This is a genomic window from Lysobacterales bacterium (genome assembly GCA_014946745.1).
Taxonomy (GTDB): Bacteria; Pseudomonadota; Gammaproteobacteria; order Xanthomonadales; family Xanthomonadaceae; genus Aquimonas.
Genome location: JADCRD010000001.1, coordinates 1,853,238 through 1,871,331, shown reverse-complemented (window position 1 = coordinate 1,871,331; position 18,094 = coordinate 1,853,238). Strand labels below are relative to the sequence as shown.

Sequence of the window (18,094 nt, the reverse complement as noted above, 5' to 3'; positions counted from 1 at the left end):
GATGCGGACGGGGTGGCTTCACCGTCCTCACGCCTGATTTTCGCGAGTGCCGCGGTGTTTCTCAGCGGCAATTCGCCAACGTTCTCGTCAACCCCGCGCGTTCGACGCGACGAGTCTCGACGCGCGTCACCGCGCGGTTTCGCTGCCTGCGTCGGCCGGTGGTCTACACCGCGCTGGGTCCTGCAGCAGGCGTTGAATGGCCGACGCATTGAATGCGAGGTCGAGTCAGTGGCGCAGGCCGAATCCGCATCGGCTGTCCCCAGTGTTTGCACAGCAGCGGCCTTCGGGTTCTCGGCTCGGCCGGCGGCAACACGACACGCAGCATCAGCTGCACGCGCTGCAGCAGAACGTTTCGTCGGTGATGCAGCAGGCCATAGCTGCGGCAGCGACGAAAACCCCGCGGTAGTACGCGGGTGAGCAGCAGCCACAGGAAGTCGGCGTCGGGCAGGCTGCGGGTGCGGAGTTCGCCGGTCTTGGCATCGCGGTAGCGAAAGCGCACGTTCTCGCCTTCGATGCCGAGCATGTCGGCTTCGCTGAGTACGCCGCGGTAGAGGTAGCGCGCGAGGTAGGCGAGCGCGTGGTCGCCGTCGCCCACACAGGCGCAGTGGGCAACCCAGTCCTTCGGGGTGTCCGGCGGTGCGCTCAAGCCCAGCGTGCGCAGGTGCTGCAGCAGCTTGCCTCGGAACACGCGGGCGAGGTTCTGGCTGTTGAACAGGTAGCGGCGCTTGGCTTTCCACTGGCCGCCGTCGAGGTTCAGCAACGCAGAGTGCTCTTGTAGGTTGGGGTAAGCCAAAGGCGCACCCCAACGGCGCACCCCAACGGCGCGCCCCGCACGCTCAGCCAATCCTTGCGCCGCGACGGTACATCGCGTGCGCGCCATCGGGGCCCTCGGTGTTAGGCCGCGCTGCGCTTGGCGCCAACCTACCTACCAACAGCATCCGGCGTCCTGCCATGGGGGAACAGCAGCCGCGGATGCCGATGTTCCGACCCGTAGCGACGCAGCGCCTGCAGGGTGGCGACGGGCAGCGGCACCAGCCGATCCTTGCAGCCCTTGCCGCGCCGCACGTGCACGCGGCCGTGGTCGGTTTCGATATCGCCAACCTGCAGGGCCAGTGCTTCCGACAGCCGCAGGCCGAGGCTGTAGGTCACGAACAAATAGGTGCGATAGCGCCGCTCGCGCACGCAGCGCAGCAGCCGCACCAGCTCGGCCTGGCTGAGCACATCGGGGATGCGCTGCTCGCGCGGCGGCCGCACGATCTTGACCCAGTCCCACTCACGCTCCAGCACGTACGTGTAGAAGAACTGCAGGCCGCAGCGATCGACTTTGACCGTGCTCCAGGAGTGGCTTTCGATCAGGGCCGAAAAGTAGTCCTTGAGCTGAGACACGGCGACCTGATCCAGCGGCACATCGACCCAGCCCTCAAGTCGTCGCACCGCCCGCGCATAGCTGTCGCGCGTGACCTCGCTTAAGCCCTGCCGCCGCAGCGCACGCTGCATTTCAGTGTGGAAGTGGGTGGAGGTGGACGGAATTGCGGCTTCGGATTGCTCGGATGCATTCACAGCGATACCCTCGCAGCGCACGAACCGCCAGACGGCGGACGCACCGACCGGGTGCGCGAGTCGAGGGTGGATCAATCTGCCGCGTAGCGGCTTCGTTCAACTACTCGCTTAAGCGGCAGCATTAATCGCTCCGCGATTTATGCTGCCGCTTAGCTCAGGCGCTAGGCCTCAGAACCAACACCATCGAACCACCAAACATGCAGCCACGCCTTTGCTCTTCTGCCGACACATCTATCATCCCTGGACTCACTACGTTGCTACAGGACGCAGTGCATGGTGGCGCCTCCGTTGGGTTTATGTCACCCCTCGGCGCCGACACGGCCCTACGCTACTGGAAGCGGGTCTTCGAATCGATAGGCGACGAACTCCACTTGTGGGTAGTCGAGGACGCGGGAAAGGTCGTTGGCTCGGTTCAACTCGAACTATCTACCAAGGAAAACGGCAGGCACCGCGGTGAGATACAAAAGCTCTTTGTTCTCGACTCCTACAGAGGCAAGAGCATTTCGAGCAAACTGATGGCTGCCGCAGAAGCGAAGGCAATCAGCCACGGAAGAACGCTCTTGATTCTTGACACACAGGCTGGATCCAAAGCAGAAGCTGTCTATCGCCATCTGGGATGGACAGCTGCAGGTCAGATTCCAGACTACGCCAAAAGTCCAGATGGCACCTTGCACGCGACGGCATACTTCTACAAGCGAATTGAGGCCTAACATCTTGTGTACGGCCCTCGTCATTCGCTGACGAGTCGGCCGTTCTTTGTTTCCTGCTGGCCCGCTTTTCCCGCGCCCGAGCAAGCGGCGGCATTCGTGCATTCGGCTTTGCCGGACGGCTCTCGTTAGAGCCGCACTGTCCCTGCTCCGCAGTCGGACCAGCATATCCCTGTGCGGGCGTTCGATGGCTCTGCGAGCAGTGCTGGAAGAGCGCGCCGTCTCACGCATGATGGAATCCGCGAAGCAGGGCCATTCGTCAAAGCCGCGATCGCTGTGCCAGCACTATCGGCGCATTTGCTTCGGCGACCGTCGCACAGGCATCAAGTGGAAGCGGTGCAGCTCGTGAAGTGGTGAGTTCTTGTGGCGGGTCTGGTTGAGTCATCTCCTCATCTCCCGTCAGTTGATGATGCAGTTTTTTCTTTGGCTCCTGCGTCTGCGCGCCTTCCACCGCTGTGCAATCGGCCCAACTTGTCGCCTCTACCACCCCGAACCGGCCACGATAGGCCCCGAAAAGCCGACCCCTTCGTTCAATCGGTCGTCGCTGCGCCTGCGCTGTCCGCGAAGGCATTCGCAGGCTAGCGAGATTTCTTCTGGGAGTGTTGTTTGTCTATTGTGCCGCAGCGGGTAGCGGGTGACCTGTTGGATCAGAAGGTCGACGTGATCGTGAATGCCTGGAATCGCAATGTGATTCCCTGGTGGCTGCTTTTGCCCCAAGGGGTTTCTGGGGCCATCAAGAAGCGCGGGGGAATTCGACCGTTCATTGAAGTCAGCAGATCGGGTCCGATTCCTCTGGGCGAAGGCGTTCTCACTTCGGCAGGCCGCCTGCCGTTCAAGGGCATAGTGCATGTCGCCGGTATCAACATGCTCTGGCGTGCATCGAAGCAGTCGATTCAGGATTCGGTGGCTTCGGCGATTCGCATCGTCAACCGCCAAGGTTTCGAGTCCGTAGCGTTTCCGGTGATTGGCGCTGGCTCCGGAGGCTTCAAGGAGTCGGAGGCGATCGAACTCATGCTGGAAGCGTTTGGGGCCTTAAGTTCGGAGGCCGCCGTGATGCTTGTGCGCTATCGTGGTGCTGGTGCGGTCGCGACTCTGGCGGACGTCTGAGCGGAGCACGTTCCAGCCTCACTTGTCCGGATAGAGGAGATTTCAATGCGGTGGTTGTTGGTGCTTGTGGTGCTCGTTGGTCTCGTCTTGCTAGTCCGTTGGGCGCGCAGACAGACCAAGAGTCGAGACGAGCCGCCGTGCGGCCTGCCGATTGAGAGCGGCAGAGGTGGACCAAGCGCGAGCGACAGCGGCGCGCGCCGCACTGGCGAGCTGGAGTCGGATTACCGCGGCAGCGATGGCGGAATCGGCGACGACTGATGCTGCGCTGTGGCGTCTAGCGCAGGTCGCCGCGGCGCTTCTCGTCCATCCACTTGTCGGCCTTGGCGGGCGTGTAGGCGCGCAGCCAAGTGAACAGGATGTCGATGTCTTCGCCGTGCCAGAGGTCGCGGCGCTGGTCGGGGTGCAGGAAGCGCGTCTCGACCATGCGGTCGATCATTTGCATCAGCGGGCTGTAGAAGCCCGCGACGTCGAGGAAGGCGCAGGGCCGGTCGCCGAGGCCGAGCTGGCGCCAAGTCAGCATCTCGAACATTTCGTCGAGGGTGCCGAAACCGCCGGGCAGGGCGATGAAGCCGTCTGCGAGGTCGAACATGCGCGCCTTGCGCTCGTGCATCGAGCCGACCACTTCGAGGCGCGTGAGGCTCTTGTGGGCGACTTCCCACTGCATCAGGTGCTCGGGGATCACTCCGGTCACTTCGCCGCCGGCCTCGAGCACGGCGTCGGCGACGATGCCCATCAGGCCGACGTTGCCGCCGCCGTAGACGAGGCCCATGCCCTCAGCTGCGATGCGCTTGCCGAGGGTCACGGCTGCGGCTGCATAGCGGGGATCGTTGCCGGCGTTGGAGCCGCAGTAGACGCAGAGGGTTTTCATTTGGAAGCGGGGAGTGGGGATTGGCGATTCGAAGCTGGTTCGAGGGATTGGGGTGGTTCGTGCTTTGGCGGCCACTGCGGCGGGGCAGCAACGGCAGGGCTCGATGCTCCCAAGAGCACGAGCGGAGCGAATGTGGGCTGGGTGTGAGGGGTGGAATGCTCGCGGCGAGACTTCTCCCCCTCTCCCCAACCCCTCTCCCTCCAGGGGAGAGGGGCTCAGAGCGGGAGTGCTATGCGCTTGATTTGCCTCGCTTCGAACTGACCGTCACCGCAACCGCAGCTTCGGTTCGTTCGGCGCGCCCCAAGCCCTTTGGCGGAGGGCATGGAGATCGCAAGACCGGGTGGGCCGTCGAAGGTCTTCGTGGCGCGGTCTGCTGTCGCCGACGAAGGTCCGCGAGCGATCGTTCTCCATGAGGGTCTTGCGCTGCGCGGACCCTCTCCCCAACCCTACCTTCGCTTCGCTCGGTCTCCCAGCACCGTCGGCTGCCACCGGCAGCCGACAAGCGGTGGCTGAGCCGCTCCGTGGGGAGAGGGGCTCAGGCGCGGGCGCGTGGGGCGAGAATCGAGGCTTGCGTGGCCTGGACAACGAATCCCGAATCCCGAATCCCGAATCCCCAATCCCGGCTCTTGCTCAGTTCGCCTTGTGAATCGCCCGCTTGTCCACCGCCAGCGCGGCTTCGTGCACGGCTTCGGACAGGGTGGGGTGGGCGTGGCAGATGCGGGCGAGGTCTTCGGCGCTGCCCTTGAACTCCATCGCCACCACGCCTTCGTGCACCAACTCGCTGACGTTGGCGCCGCAGAGGTGCATGCCGAGGATGCGGTCTGTTTCGGCGTGGGCGATGACCTTGACCATGCCGGCGGTCTCGTTCATCGCTACGGCGCGACCGATGGCGGCGAAGGGGAAGGTGCCGACCTTGTAGGGGATGCCGGCGTCCTTCAGTTCCTTCTCGTTCTTGCCGACCCAGGCGATCTCCGGCTCGGTGTAGATGACCCAGGGCACGGTGTTGAAGTCCACGTGGCCGGGCAGGCCGGCGATCATCTCGGCCACGGCGATACCTTCTTCGCTGGCCTTGTGGGCGAGCATCGGGCCGCGCACGCAGTCGCCGATGGCCCAGACGCCGTCGACGCCGGTGTGGCAGTGGTCGTCCACCTGCACCATGCCGCGCTCGGTCAGCGTGACGCCGCAGTCTTCAGACAGCAGGCCCGCGGTGGCGGCACGGCGGCCGACTGCGACCAGCAGCCTGTCGACGACGAGCGAATGATCTGCCTTGCCGTCGCTGTAGGTCAGGTGCACTTCGCCGTTCTTGACCTCGGCCTTCGAGACCTTGCAGCCGGTCTTGATGTCGAGGCCCTGCTTCTTGAACTCGCGCAGCGCGGTCTTGGCGATATCGGCATCGACGGCGGCCAGGAAGTCGGGCAGGGCTTCGAGGATGGTGACCTCGGCGCCCAGACGCTTCCACACGCTGCCCATCTCCAAGCCGATCACGCCGGCGCCGATCACGCCGAGGCGCTTCGGCGTGTCTTCGAAATCGAGCACGCCGATGTTGTCGACGATGTGCTTGCCGTCGAACTTGGCAAAGGGCAGTTCAATCGAGGTCGAACCCGCGGCAAGGATGACGTTGGTGGCCTTGAGTTCGACGTCGTTGCCGTCGTGCGCCTTGACCTTGACCACGTTGCCGGCATGCAGCGTGCCGAAGCCGTGGAAGGCGGTGACCTTGTTGGCCTTGAACAGGCTGGCCACGCCGCCGTTGAACTGTTTGACGATCTTGTCCTTGCGGCCAACCATCGTCTTGACGTCGATCTTCGCGTTGTCGGCGCTGATGCCGTGGTCCGCGAACATGTGGGTCAGGTTGTGGAACTGGCGCGAGGAATCGAGCATCGCCTTCGAGGGGATGCAGCCCACGTTCAAGCAGGTGCCGCCGAGCGCGAGCTTGCCGTCGGCCTTGCCCTTGAAGGCATCGACGCAGGCGACCTTCATGCCCAGCTGCGCGGCGCGGATCGCGGCCACATATCCACCGGGGCCACCGCCGATGACGACGACATCGAATTGCTGCTGCTCGCTCATTTCATGTGCTCCCTGCGGGAATCGGGATAAGGGAATCGGGCTGTCGTCGGGGCAGTGCCTGGTGGCGCCGTCGAGTCTGCCGAATCAAGCCCCTCTCCCCTGGAGGGAGAGGGGTTGGGGAGAGGGGGATGGGGCTTGCGGCAAGCCTGCCCCCTCTCCCCCGACCCCTCTCCCACGAGGGGAGAGGGGGAACAGCGTCGTGCTGACGCTCGATGCAACGTGGATTCGGGATTCGTTGGAAGCAGGGCCAGGCAAGACTGAACTTGTCTGCAAAGCCGGTGGGTCAAGACCCACCCTATGAACCTTCGGATCGGGCGGGTTTGCGCGCTCTGGCGAATCCCGAATCCCGAATCTCGAATCCCGGCTGCTCGGGCTTACAGCCCGAGCAGCATGCGATGCGGATTTTCGAGCTGGTTCTTGATGTCGACCAGGAACAGCACCGCGTCCTTGCCATCGATGATGCGGTGGTCGTAGGAGAGGGCGATGTACATCATCGGTGCGATGACGACCTGGCCGTTCTCGGCGATCGGACGCTCCTTGATGGCGTGCATGCCGAGGATGGCCGACTGCGGCGGGTTGACGATCGGCGTGCTCATCAGCGAGCCGAAGGTGCCGCCGTTGGTGATGGTGAAGGTGCCGCCCTGCAGATCTTCGAGGCCGAGCTTGCCGTCGCGCGCCTTCTTGGCATAGCCGGCGATCGCGGCTTCGACATCACCGTAGCCCATCGATTCGACGTTGCGCAGCACCGGCGTGACCAGCCCCTTGTCGGTCGACACGGCCACCGAGATGTCGGCGTAGCCGTGATAAATGATGTCGCTGCCGTCGACCGAGGCGTTGATGATTGGGTGGCGCTGCAGCGCATTGGCCGCGGCTTTCGCAAAGAAGCTCATGAAGCCGAGCTTGATGCCATGGGCTTTTTCGAAGCTCTCACCCATGGCTTTGCGCATCTTCATGACTTCGCCGAGGTTGACCTCGTTGAACGAGGTCAGCATGGCGATCGAGTTCTTCGACTGCATCAGACGCTCGGCGATGCGGGCGCGGATGCGTGTCATCGGCACGCGCTGCTCGGGGCGGGCGCCGCTCGCGGCGGAGACGCCCGCCTTGCTCAGATGGTTCAGCAGATCTTCCTTGGTGACGCGGCCGCCGCGGCCGGTGGCTTCGACCTCGGCCGGGTTGATGCCTTCCTGGGTCGCTACGCGACGGCCCGCCGGCGACAGCTCACTGACATCGGCTGCTTTGGCGGGGGCAGGGCTGGCGGCCTTTTCGGCTTTCGCAGCTTCAGCCTTGGGCGCCTCTGCCTTGGCAGGAGCCGCCGCCACGGCGCCGGCTTCAATGATCGCGATGACCTGCTGACTGGTGACCGTGTCACCGGCCTGGAACTTGATCTCCTTGAGCACGCCGTCAGCGGTGGCCGGCACTTCCAGCACGACCTTGTCGGTTTCCAGGTCCACCAGGTTCTCGTCGCGCTTGACCGCGTCACCGGCCTTCTTGTGCCAGGTGGCGATGACGGCGTCGCTGACCGATTCGGGCAGCACAGGAACTTTGACTTCGATGCTCATGGCGGATCCTTGAGGCGAATGCGTTGGGTGTGGCGTATCGGAGGGTGCGAAGCGGGCTGCAGCAGCTTACTCGGGCAGGTGCTCGTCGCCGCCCAGCTTGCCGACGAGTGCGTCCTCGACCAGCTTGGCCTGCTCCTTGGCGTGCGTGGCGTAGTGGCCGCATGCCGGTGCAGCCGAGCGGGCGCGACCGGCGTAGCTCAAGTGCTGGCCGGACTGCAGGCAGAAGCGCAGGTGGTGCTGGATCTGGTACCACGCGCCCTGGTTCTGCGGCTCTTCCTGGCACCAGATGAGGTCCTTGGCCTTGGCGAAACGCTTCAGCTCGTGGATCAGCAGTTCGCGCGGGAAGGGATAGAGCTGCTCGACGCGGACGATGGCCACATCGGTGAGGCCCCGCTTTTCGTGCTCTTCCAGCAGGTCGTAGTACACCTTGCCCGAGCAGACCACGACGCGCGAGGCAGTCTTGGCGTCCTTGACCAGGCTGTCGGGGATCAGATTCTGGAAACCGCCCGAGGCGAGGTCCTCCAGCGTCGACACCGACAGCTTGTGGCGCAGCATCGACTTCGGCGTCATCACCACCAGCGGCTTGCGCGCGCGGCGCTTCATCTGGCGGCGGATCATGTGGAACATCTGTGCCGGCGTGGTCGGCGCGCAGACCTGGATGTTGTTGAGCGCGCACAGCTGCAGGAAGCGCTCCAAGCGCGCCGAGCTGTGCTCCGGGCCCTGGCCTTCGTAGCCGTGCGGCAGGAACAGGACCAAGCCGCAGAGGCGGCCCCACTTGGCTTCGCCCGAGCTGATGAACTGGTCGATGACGACCTGTGCGCCGTTGGCGAAGTCGCCGAACTGGCCTTCCCAGATCGTCAGGGTGGTCGGGTCGGCGGTGGCGAAGCCGTATTCGAAGGCCATGACCGCTTCTTCGCTGAGCAGCGAGTCGATGATGGTCACGTGCTGCGGGTTCTTGACCAGCTCGCGCAGCGGCAGGTAGGTCTCGCCGGTGTTCTGGTCGTGCAGCGCGGCATGGCGATGGAAGAAGGTGCCGCGGTTGGCGTCCTGGCCGACCAGACGCAGCTTGTAGCCTTCCTCCAGCAGGGTGGCGTAGGCCAGGTTCTCGGCGAAGCCCCAGTCCATGGCCAGCTCGCCCGAGACCATCTTCAGGCGGTCTTCGTAGATCTTGGCCACGCGCGGATGCAGCTTGAGGCCGTCGGGCAGGGTGTTGATCTTTTTCGCCAGCTTGTCCAGCGACTTGCGCAGCACGCCCGTCTCGGCCGGGTCCGACAGCTCGCCGTTGATGTAGGGCGTCCAGTCGGTGGCGAATTTGTCGACCACGCCGGCGGCCAGCTCAACGGCGGTGCCGTTCTTGTCGAGCAGATCGCGATAGCTGTCGACCAGGGCCTTGGCCTCGTCGGCGCTGATCACGCCGTCGGAGATCAGGGCGTCGGCGTACAGCTCGCGGGTCGACTTGCGGCTGCGGATGTTCTGGTACATCAGCGGCTGCGTCGCGGCCGGCTCGTCGGCCTCGTTGTGGCCGTGGCGGCGGTAGCAGATCAGGTCGATCACCACGTCCTTGTTGAAGCGCTGGCGGAAGTCGAAGGCCAGCTGCGCGCAGAACACCACGGCTTCAGGGTCATCGCCGTTCACATGCAGGATCGGCGCGCCGACCATTTTCGCGACGTCGGTGCAGTACAGGGTGGAGCGCGCGTCATCCACGCGATGCGTGGTGAAGCCGACCTGGTTGTTGATCACCACATGCACGGTGCCGCCGACCGCAAAGCCGCGGGCCTGCGACATCTGCAGCAGCTCCATCACCACGCCCTGGCCGGCGAACGCGGCATCACCGTGGATCAGCACCGGAATGACCTGCTTGCGCTCGGCGTCCTCGCGGCGGGTCTGGCGCGCACGCACGCTGCCGGCGATCACCGGGTCGATGATTTCCAGATGCGAGGGGTTGAAGCCGAGTGTCAGGTGGATCGAGCCCTTTTCGGTGCGCACATCGGACGAGAAGCCCATGTGGTACTTCACGTCGCCCGAGCGCGTGGCATCGACCGGGCCTTCATGCTTGCCCTCGAACTCGGCGAACAGCTGGTGCGGCGGCTTGCCCAGCGTGTTGATGAGCACGTTGAGGCGGCCGCGATGGGCCATGCCGATGACCATTTCCTTGACGTCGGCGCCGCCTGCGCGGTGGACCAGATCGTCCATCAGCGGGATCAGGCTCTCGCCGCCTTCGAGCGAGAAGCGCTTCTGGCCGACGTACTTGGTATGCAGATAGCGCTCAAGCCCTTCGGCATGGGTCAGCTTGCCGAGCACGCGCTTGCGGCGCTCGGGCGAGAAGCGGAAATCGTCGCCAAGGGCTTCGAGGCGCTCGTACATCCAGCGGCGCTGCTCGGCCTCGGCGATGTGCATGAACTCCGCACCGATCGAGCCGCAGTAGGTGGCCTTGAGATGCGCCATCAGATCCGCCAGCTTCATCCGCTGCGGGCCCGAGGGCATACCGGTATTGAATTCGGTGCCGAGGTCGTCCTTGGACAGGCCGTGGAAGGCCAGGTCGAGGTCGGGCGCGGCCTGCTTGGCCGCCATGCCCAGCGGGTCGAGGTTGGCGCCGAGGTGCCCGCGCGAGCGGTAGGCGGTGACCATCTTCAGCACGGCCGCCTGCTTCTGCGAATCGGTGTCGGCGGCGACGATCACGCCACGGCCGGCCTCGCGCGCGGCGCGCATGATGTCGACCATCACCAGCGAATGCGGAACGTCGCCGGCCTCGCGGCCTTTCAGCTCGTCGAAGTACTTGCGCCATTCGGGCGAGACCGCGGCGGGATCCGCAAGCCAGGTCTCATAGAGGTCTTCGACGAAGGCGGCGTTGCCGCCGGCGATATGGGACGACTGGCTGAATTGCTTGATCAGACTGCTCACGATGACCTGGCCGGGCTTGCGCAATGGGGAGGCGATGCGGACCTTGGGCGCGGGGCAGTGGAAAGGCCTGCCGGGGCGCTTTCAGGGACTCGAAAGTATAAACCGGGTTAAACGCCGCTTAGTCGGCGACTTTCGTCCGAGGGGCGGATTTGGAATGCGGGTTCAGCTTTGCAGGACCCGTGCCCGCGATTCAGTGCTCCAACCACTTCGCCGGCCGGCGCTCGAAGAAGGCCTTCAGGCCCTCCTGGCCCTCGTCGGAGACGCGCAGGGCGGCGATCAGATCGGCATTGGCCTCGTCGAGAGCCCGGCGCTGCTTGCTGTCGGGATTCTGGATGCGCTGCACGAGCCGCTTGGCTTCCAGCACGGCAATCGGTCCGGCGGTCTTGAGTCGCTCGACCTCGGCGTCGACCGCGGCATCGAGTTCAGCGGCCGGCACCACCGCGTGCACCAGGCCGATGCGCGCGGCTTCGGCCGCATCGAAGACCAGAGCAGAAAGGAACAGACGCCGCGCCTGGCGTGCGCCGATGGCGTCGATGACGTAGGGCGAGATCACCGCCGGCACCAGACCGAGGCGTGTCTCCGTCAGGCCGAAACGGGCTTCGCTGGCGGCGATCGCGATATCGCAGCAGGCGACCAGACCCACGCCGCCGCCCATCGCCGCGCCGTTGACGCGGGCGATGGTCGGCTTGTCCAGATGGTTCAGCACACGCATCAATTTGGCCAGCTGGCGCGCGTCCTTGCGGTTTTCCTTCTCGGAGGCCTGCGCCATCCGCTTCATCCAGTTCAGATCGGCGCCGGCCGAGAACGAGGCGCCTGCGCCGGTCAGCACGACCACGCGTACGGCGTCGTCTTCTTCGATGGCGCGCAAAGCGTCGATCAATGCCTCGATCAGCAGGTCGTCAAAGGCGTTGTGGATCTTCGGGCGGTCGAGCGTGAGGGTGGCGACCCCGGCGACAGTGCGTACGTTGAGAGGAGATTCGCTGACCATTTCAGTTCCTTGGAGCGGGCAGGGAAGTGACCCTGCCCGGTGCCGGTTACATTCGGAAGACGCCGTAGCGCGGCGGCTCGATCGGGGCGTTGAGGCTGGCGGCAAGGCCCAAGCCCAGCACGCGGCGGGTGTCGGCAGGGTCGATCACGCCGTCGTCCCAGAGGCGTGCGGTGGCGTAATAGGGATGCCCCTGGCGTTCGTACTGTTCGCGGATCGGCGCCTTGAAGGCCTCTTCGTCCTCTGCGCTCCACGGCTTGCCGGCGGCTTCCATGCCGTCGCGGCGCACGGTGGCCAGCACGCTGGCCGCCTGCTCGCCGCCCATCACCGAGATGCGCGCATTCGGCCAGGTCCAGAGAAAGCGCGCGCCGTAGGCGCGGCCGCACATCGCGTAGTTGCCGGCGCCGAAGCTGCCGCCGATGACGATGGTGAATTTCGGCACCGACGAACACGCCACGGCCGTCACCATCTTGGCGCCGTCTTTCGCAATGCCGGCGTTCTCGTACTTCTTGCCGACCATGAAGCCGGTGATGTTCTGCAGGAACACCAGCGGGATGCCGCGCTGGTTGCACAGTTCGATGAAGTGCGCGCCCTTCAGCGCCGACTCCGAAAACAGGATGCCGTTGTTGGCGACGATCCCGACCGGCATGCCGTACACGTGAGCGAAGCCGCAGACGAGGGTCTTGCCGTAGCGGGCCTTGAACTCCTGGAACTCCGAGCCATCGACCAGACGCGCGATTACCTCGCGGATGTCGAAGGGCCGCCGCGTATCGCGCGGCACCACGCCATAGAGTTCCTCGGTGGCGTACCTGGGTTCGCGCGCGGGCTGCAGCGCCACCGGCGGCTGCTTGCTGCGATTCAAGTGCTTCAGGATGTCGCGGGCGATCTGCAGGGCGTGGCGATCGTTCTCGGCGAAGTGGTCGGCGACACCGGACACGCTGGTGTGCACTTCGGCACCGCCCAGCGATTCGGCATCGACGACTTCGCCCGTGGCCGCCTTCACCAGCGGCGGGCCGCCGAGGAAGATCGTGCCCTGCTCCTTGACGATGATCGATTCGTCGCACATCGCCGGCACGTAGGCGCCACCGGCCGTGCAGCTGCCCATCACCACCGCGATCTGCGGGATGTTCTCGGCGCTGAGCCGCGCCTGGTTGTAGAAGATCCGGCCGAAGTGCTCCTTGTCGGGGAAGACCTCGTCCTGCAGCGGCAGAAACGCGCCGCCGGAGTCGACCAGATACACGCAGGGCAAGCGGTTCTCGCGAGCGATCTCCTGGGCGCGCAGGTGCTTCTTGACCGTCATCGGGAAGTAGGTGCCGCCCTTCACCGTGGCGTCGTTGGCCAGCACCATGACCTCAGCGCCGTGCACGCGCCCGATGCCGGCAACCAGACCGGCGCCGGGCGCTTGATCCTCGTACATGCCGTGCGCGGCCTGCGGTGCGATCTCGAGAAAGGGCGAGCCCGGGTCGAGCAGTGCATCGACGCGCTCGCGCGGCAGCAGCTTGCCGCGGGCCACGTGCTTCTCGCGGGCCTTGTCGCCGCCGCCGAGGGCCACGCGATCGAGTTGGGCGCGCAGGTCCGTGACCAGGGCCTTGAGGTGGGCGGCGTTGTCCGCGAACTCGGGCGAGCGCGGGTCGAGCTGGGAGTGCAGAACAGGCATCGGGGGCGAAGGTCCTGGGCGTTCAGCATGGTGCGAACGCCTTGCGGTGGCAGCGGCCCGGTAGGCCGCAGAACGTGGGACGCCCGGCGTGGGCCGGGCGTCCGCTCAGTCTCAGACCAGTTCGACGGCCAGCGCGGTGGCCTCACCACCGCCGATGCACAGGCTGGCGACGCCGCGCTTCAGTCCGCGCGCCTTCAGTGCATGGATCAGGGTGACCACGACGCGCGCGCCGGAGGCGCCGATCGGATGGCCCAGCGCGCAGGCGCCGCCGTTGATGTTGACCTTCTCGTGCGGGATCGACAGGTCGGCCATGGCGGCCATGGTCACCACCGCGAAGGCTTCGTTGATCTCGAACAGATCGACATCGGCGACGGTCCAGCCGAGCTGCTTCATCAGCTTCTCCATCGCGCCGACCGGCGCGGTGGTGAACCACTCCGGCGCCTGCGAATGGGTGGCATGGCCGACGATGCGCGCGATCGCGGTGGCACCCGCGGCCTTGGCGGCGTCCTCACCCATCAGCACCAGCGCGGCCGCACCGTCGCTGATCTTCGACGCGCTGGCGGCGGTAATCGTGCCGTTCTCCTTGCGGAAGGCGGCGCGCAGGCCGGGGATCTTGGCCACATCGCAGCGCGCGGGTTCTTCGTCGCTGTCGATCTGCACGTCGCCCTTGCGCCCGGCCACCGTGACCGCTGCGATCTCGGCCTTGAAGGCGCCCGAGCCCTGCGCGGCCATCGCGCGGTTCACCGATTCGATGGCGAAGGCATCCTGGGCTTCGCGGGTGAAGCTGTACTTGTCGGCGCAGGCCTCGCCGAACACGCCCATGGCCTGGCCCTTGTACGGGTCGGTCAAGCCGTCCCAGGCCATGTGGTCGACCAGCTTGCCGTCGCCGTAGCGGATGCCGGCGCGGGCGGCAACCATGTGCGGCGCGTTGGTCATCGACTCCATGCCGCCTGCGACCACCACCGAGGCCGAGCCGGCCTTGATCAGATCGTGGCCGAACATAATCGCCTTCATGCCCGAGCCGCAGACCTTGTTGATGGTGGTGGCGCCCGCCGACAGCGGCAGGCCGGCAGCGATGGACGCCTGGCGCGCCGGCGCCTGGCCCAGGTTGGCCGGCAGCACGCAGCCCATGATCACTTCGGATACGGCGTCGCCGGCAACGCCCGCCTGTGCCAGCGCGGCGGAGATCGCAGCGGCACCCAGCGTCGGCGTGGGCACGCCGGTGAACTGGCCCTGGAACGAACCGATGGCCGTGCGCTTGGCGCCGACGATCACGACGGAATTCGACATGGGGATCTCCTGGGGGGATGCGCCGCGACCGGATGCCGCGGCATAGCCCGAGGATTATCAACCGCTGACGCGCGCAGGCCAACCGCGACTTTCGATACGCCGGCGAAGGGCGTGTCTTCGCGCCGGGCACAGACGGCGCGAGGTCCGGCGTCGGTCAAGCCGCAGGTTGGACCCAGCCAAGCGCGGCCCAACATCGCCCTTTCGATGCACAAGGCCACTTGGGGCCTTGCGACGTTGGGACGCGCCTGCGGCTTGTCCCAACCTACGGGAGTGTGGTGCAGGCCATGAACGTAGCTTGGGCCAAGCGCAGCGCGGCCCCACATCGCGCGCTCAAGCCGCGCAGTGCGTGCATTGCGGCAGTGTCGTGGGAAGCAGGCCGCGCGCTTCGAGCCAAAGCCGCGCGTTCTCGGCGTCCTGCTCGAACCAGGCCTGCGTGGAGCCGAGCCTGAAGCTGTAGCCCCAGGCGTCCATGTCGCGCATCAGGCGTTTGCGGCCAAGGCCGGGCAGGGCGTCCGCAAGAAGAATCTGCAGATAGCAGGTCGCGTCTTCTTCTTCGATGGAGTCGGTGGCGTCGGTGTGGACCCGCGCGCGCCGCTCTGGCGGAAGCACGATCAGATGGCAGGCCTCGTGCAGCAGGGAATGCACGGGCGTGTCGCTGCGCGCATAGACACGGCTGCCGATCACGCCGGCTTCGCATTCGCCCCAGTAGCTGCCGGGGATCGCCTCGCCGTCGTCGACCCGTACGAGTTCAAGGCCGTAGCTGGCAAGCAGTCGAGCGGGAGCGTCGAAACCCAGTGCGCCAAGGCGCAGGACCTCAGGTTCAGCTTCGCTCACGCACTTACTCGCCGCGCGGGCGGCCTTCGCCCTCAGGCAAGGCAACCGAGATGTCGAGCACGTCGTGTTCGCCGTCCTTCTGCAGGTCCACCTTGACCGCATCGGCATCGACATTGACGTACTTGCGGATCACCTCCAGCAGTTCGCGACGCAGCAGCGGGAGGTAATCCGGGCCGCCGCGATGGCTGCGCTCCTGCGCAACAATGATGCGCAAGCGCTCCTTGGCGATGTTGGCGGTCGCCTTGGGCTTGGATTTCAGGAAGTCGAAGATGCCCATGGTGTGGCTCAGCCCCCGAACAGTTTCTGCAGCAGGCCTTTTTTCTCGACCTGGGTGAAGCGCATCGGACGGCTTTCGCCCAGGATGCGCGCCACCGCATCGCTGTAGGCTTGGCCCGCGGGTGAGGCTTCGTCAAGAATCACGGGCTCGCCCTTGTTCGACGAGGACAGTACGTCAGGGCTTTCCGGGATCACGCCAATCGCCTTGATGCCCAGCACCTCCTCGACGTCGGCGATGCTCATCATCTCGCCCGCGTCGACGCGCTTCGGGTTGTAGCGGGTCAGCAGCAGGTGTTCAGCGACGCGCTCGCCGCGCTCGGCGCGGCGGGTCTTGCTGGCTAGGAGACCGAGAATGCGATCGGAGTCGCGCACCGAGCTGACTTCCGGATTCACCACCACGACGGCTCGATCCGCGAAGTACATGGCCAGGAAAGCGCCTTTCTCGATGCCCGCCGGGCTGTCGCAGAGGATGATGTCGAAGCCTTCACCGGCCAGCTCGTTCAACACCTTCTCGACGCCCTCTTTGTTCAGGGCGTCTTTGTCGCGGGTCTGCGAGGCCGCAAGTACGTGCAGGTTGTCGTAGCGCTTGTCCTTGATCAGCGCCTGCTTGAGCGTTGCCTCGCCGTGGATGACGTTGACGAAGTCATACACCACGCGGCGCTCGCAGCCCATGATCAGGTCGAGGTTGCGCAGGCCGACGTCGAAGTCGATGACCGCGACCTTCTTGCCCTGCTTGGCGAGGCCGACCGCGATGCTGGCGCTGCTGGTGGTCTTGCCCACTCCACCTTTGCCCGAGGTGACGACGATGATCTCTGCCAAGACACGTTCTCCGTAGTTCGCTGCGCTGTTGCGTCAGAAGGGGGCTCGATGGCGCTCAGGCCATGGCCGCGATCTGCAGTTTGTCGTTTTCAAGCCAAACCTGCACGGGTTTGCCGCGCAGCTCGGCGGGGATGGATTCGAGCACACGGTACTGGCCCGCGATCGCCACCAGTTCCGCGTTGAATTCGCGGCAGAAGATGCGTGCGTTGACATCACCGCGCGCGCCCGCGAGGGCCCGTCCGCGCAGGCTGCCGTAGATGTGGATGCTGCCGTCGGCGATGACCTCGGCACCGTTGCCCACCATGGCGCAGACGGTGAGATCGCGGCCCTGGGCGTAGACCTGCTGGCCGGAACGCACCGGGTGGACCTGCATCTGGCCGGTTGCGGACGCAGCCGGAACTGCGGCGGCGGTCGCGGGCTCGGCAGCAGGTTCGGGCGCAGCTTCGCTGCGGCGCCGGCGCGGCGCGGGTTCTGGCTCGGCGACGGAATCGCCGGAACCGACAGGCTCGTACTGCGCGCGGAACTTGGCCAGCAGCGGCAGGCCGAGCCGCTCGGCCAGGGCGTCGATTTCGCGCGTGCCGAAGGCCAGCCCCACGGGCAGCACCCCGGCCTCGTGCAGGCCATCGATCAGACGGCGCGCTTCGTCTTCGCCGGGGCATCGGCTGAGCGAGCCAAAGTCGACGATGACCGCGGCGCGACCGAACAGCTTGGGCGCGCGTTCGACGCGCTCGCGCATCTCGGCGACCAGCTTGGCCACGTCGAGCTCACGGACGCGCAGATTGGCGATGCCGACCTGGCCGATCTTGAGTTCGCCGGCCTGTTCGAAACTTGGGATTTGGCTCATCGGGGGTCAGGTGCCGGTGGCGCGCGCGCGCGCGTCCTGCGGCTGCAGGCGGCTCTGCAGCCAGTCGACGTCGGGTAGGCCGCCGTGCGCCAGGTAGGTGGTTTGCACGTATTCGAAGCTGGGCAGATCCTTGACCAGCAGGCTGACCTGGCGGCCGGCTTCCTCCATGCGGTGTTGGCCCACTTCGCGGAAGCCGTAGGTGCCGTGGAAGATCAGGGCGGCGTCGTTGCGAGGCTCAAGAAACACTTCGCAGGCCAGGATCGGCACCCGCACTTCGGCATAGCTGGTGACGTCGGCATAGAAGACCTTGCCCAGGCCCGAGCCCCGGCGCGAGCCGGCGACCACGATGCGGTCGATGTACAGGAAATCCGAGTAGCGCTCGCAGAACCAGCGGTAGTTCGAGCTGCCGTAGGGCGTGCCGGGGCGCAGTGCGATCAGAAAGCCGGCGACTTGTCCGTCCACTTCGGCGACCCGGAAGTACTCGGCGAGGCGCATGAAGAAGCGGACGCGATCGGCGTCCAGCGGAAGGATTGCCTGACCGGCACTGTTGTTGAGCGCCAGCACGGAATCGAGATCGTGCTCGCCGACGTCGCGGATAGCGATCGACATCGCGGACTCCAGGG

General features: G+C 65.8%; 16 protein-coding genes. 2 read left to right on the top strand and 14 right to left on the bottom strand.

The features are described from left to right. Positions 1-163: 163 nt before the first annotated feature. Together H4O13_07175 and H4O13_07170 are read right to left on the bottom strand one after the other, a co-directional pair. A complete protein-coding gene (locus tag H4O13_07175; GenBank protein ID MBE5315168.1) occupies positions 164-760 on the bottom strand; it encodes a transposase in 597 nt (198 codons plus the stop codon). Positions 761-921: 161 nt separating this feature from the next. After that, entirely contained in the window at positions 922-1,560 is a 639-nt protein-coding gene (locus tag H4O13_07170; protein ID MBE5315167.1) for a site-specific integrase, read from the bottom strand. Between the two features lie 197 nt (positions 1,561-1,757). Between H4O13_07170 and H4O13_07165 the strand changes: the two genes are divergently transcribed. Both H4O13_07165 and H4O13_07160 read left to right on the top strand, forming a co-directional pair. Then, positions 1,758-2,270, top strand: a complete 513-nt coding sequence (locus tag H4O13_07165) for a GNAT family N-acetyltransferase (protein MBE5315166.1) — start codon at positions 1,758-1,760, stop codon at positions 2,268-2,270. Positions 2,271-2,879: 609 nt separating this feature from the next. Continuing rightward, positions 2,880-3,374: a macro domain-containing protein gene (locus H4O13_07160; GenBank protein MBE5315165.1), complete on the top strand. Its 495-nt coding sequence runs from the start codon at positions 2,880-2,882 to the stop codon at positions 3,372-3,374. Positions 3,375-3,648: 274 nt separating this feature from the next. Here the strand turns inward: H4O13_07160 and H4O13_07155 are convergent, their stop codons facing one another. The 12 genes from H4O13_07155 to H4O13_07100 all read right to left on the bottom strand — a co-directional run bounded on the left by H4O13_07155 (position 3,649) and on the right by H4O13_07100 (position 18,080). Next, positions 3,649-4,242 (bottom strand): TIGR00730 family Rossman fold protein, encoded by a 594-nt coding sequence (locus H4O13_07155; protein MBE5315164.1) that lies wholly within the window; start codon positions 4,240-4,242, stop codon positions 3,649-3,651. 630 nt (positions 4,243-4,872) lie between these two features. Then, on the bottom strand, positions 4,873-6,306 hold the full coding sequence (gene lpdA, locus H4O13_07150) for a dihydrolipoyl dehydrogenase (GenBank protein MBE5315163.1): 1,434 nt from the start codon (positions 6,304-6,306) through the stop codon (positions 4,873-4,875). A gap of 374 nt (positions 6,307-6,680) precedes the next feature. Continuing rightward, the gene (gene sucB, locus H4O13_07145; GenBank protein ID MBE5315162.1) at positions 6,681-7,865 is read right to left on the bottom strand and encodes a dihydrolipoyllysine-residue succinyltransferase; all 1,185 of its coding nucleotides are present in this window, start codon (positions 7,863-7,865) and stop codon (positions 6,681-6,683) included. A 66-nt stretch (positions 7,866-7,931) separates the two neighbouring features. After that, entirely contained in the window at positions 7,932-10,766 is a 2,835-nt protein-coding gene (locus H4O13_07140) for a 2-oxoglutarate dehydrogenase E1 component (GenBank protein ID MBE5315161.1), read from the bottom strand. A gap of 190 nt (positions 10,767-10,956) precedes the next feature. Next, a complete protein-coding gene (locus tag H4O13_07135; GenBank protein MBE5315160.1) occupies positions 10,957-11,754 on the bottom strand; it encodes an enoyl-CoA hydratase/isomerase family protein in 798 nt (265 codons plus the stop codon). 46 nt (positions 11,755-11,800) lie between these two features. Further along, on the bottom strand, positions 11,801-13,408 hold the full coding sequence (locus H4O13_07130; protein MBE5315159.1) for a methylcrotonoyl-CoA carboxylase: 1,608 nt from the start codon (positions 13,406-13,408) through the stop codon (positions 11,801-11,803). Positions 13,409-13,519: 111 nt separating this feature from the next. Further along, on the bottom strand, positions 13,520-14,698 hold the full coding sequence (locus tag H4O13_07125) for an acetyl-CoA C-acyltransferase (GenBank protein ID MBE5315158.1): 1,179 nt from the start codon (positions 14,696-14,698) through the stop codon (positions 13,520-13,522). A gap of 330 nt (positions 14,699-15,028) precedes the next feature. Next, positions 15,029-15,532, bottom strand: coding sequence for a hypothetical protein (locus H4O13_07120; GenBank protein ID MBE5315157.1), 504 nt, complete (start codon positions 15,530-15,532; stop codon positions 15,029-15,031). Positions 15,533-15,536: 4 nt separating this feature from the next. After that, on the bottom strand, positions 15,537-15,809 hold the full coding sequence (gene minE, locus H4O13_07115) for a cell division topological specificity factor MinE (GenBank protein MBE5315156.1): 273 nt from the start codon (positions 15,807-15,809) through the stop codon (positions 15,537-15,539). Positions 15,810-15,817: 8 nt separating this feature from the next. Next, positions 15,818-16,627, bottom strand: coding sequence for a septum site-determining protein MinD (minD, locus tag H4O13_07110; GenBank protein ID MBE5315155.1), 810 nt, complete (start codon positions 16,625-16,627; stop codon positions 15,818-15,820). A 55-nt stretch (positions 16,628-16,682) separates the two neighbouring features. Further along, positions 16,683-17,471 (bottom strand): septum site-determining protein MinC, encoded by a 789-nt coding sequence (gene minC / locus H4O13_07105; protein ID MBE5315154.1) that lies wholly within the window; start codon positions 17,469-17,471, stop codon positions 16,683-16,685. Positions 17,472-17,477: 6 nt separating this feature from the next. Next, a complete protein-coding gene (locus H4O13_07100; protein ID MBE5315153.1) occupies positions 17,478-18,080 on the bottom strand; it encodes a GNAT family N-acetyltransferase in 603 nt (200 codons plus the stop codon). Positions 18,081-18,094 lie beyond the last annotated feature (14 nt).

Bases quoted from the DNA above. Each gene is read 5' to 3' on its own strand.
- H4O13_07125 (MBE5315158.1), bottom strand. From the start codon at position 14,698: ATGTCGAATTCCGTCGTGATCGTCGGCGCCAAGCGCACGGCCATCGGT.
- H4O13_07155 (MBE5315164.1), bottom strand. From the start codon at position 4,242: ATGAAAACCCTCTGCGTCTACTGCGGCTCCAACGCCGGCAACGATCCC.
- lpdA (MBE5315163.1), bottom strand. From the start codon at position 6,306: ATGAGCGAGCAGCAGCAATTCGATGTCGTCGTCATCGGCGGTGGCCCC.
- H4O13_07100 (MBE5315153.1), bottom strand. From the start codon at position 18,080: ATGTCGATCGCTATCCGCGACGTCGGCGAGCACGATCTCGATTCCGTG.
- minC (MBE5315154.1), bottom strand. From the start codon at position 17,471: ATGAGCCAAATCCCAAGTTTCGAACAGGCCGGCGAACTCAAGATCGGC.
- H4O13_07130 (MBE5315159.1), bottom strand. From the start codon at position 13,408: ATGCCTGTTCTGCACTCCCAGCTCGACCCGCGCTCGCCCGAGTTCGCG.
- sucB (MBE5315162.1), bottom strand. From the start codon at position 7,865: ATGAGCATCGAAGTCAAAGTTCCTGTGCTGCCCGAATCGGTCAGCGAC.
- H4O13_07165 (MBE5315166.1), top strand. From the start codon at position 1,758: ATGCAGCCACGCCTTTGCTCTTCTGCCGACACATCTATCATCCCTGGA.
- minE (MBE5315156.1), bottom strand. From the start codon at position 15,809: ATGGGCATCTTCGACTTCCTGAAATCCAAGCCCAAGGCGACCGCCAAC.
- H4O13_07135 (MBE5315160.1), bottom strand. From the start codon at position 11,754: ATGGTCAGCGAATCTCCTCTCAACGTACGCACTGTCGCCGGGGTCGCC.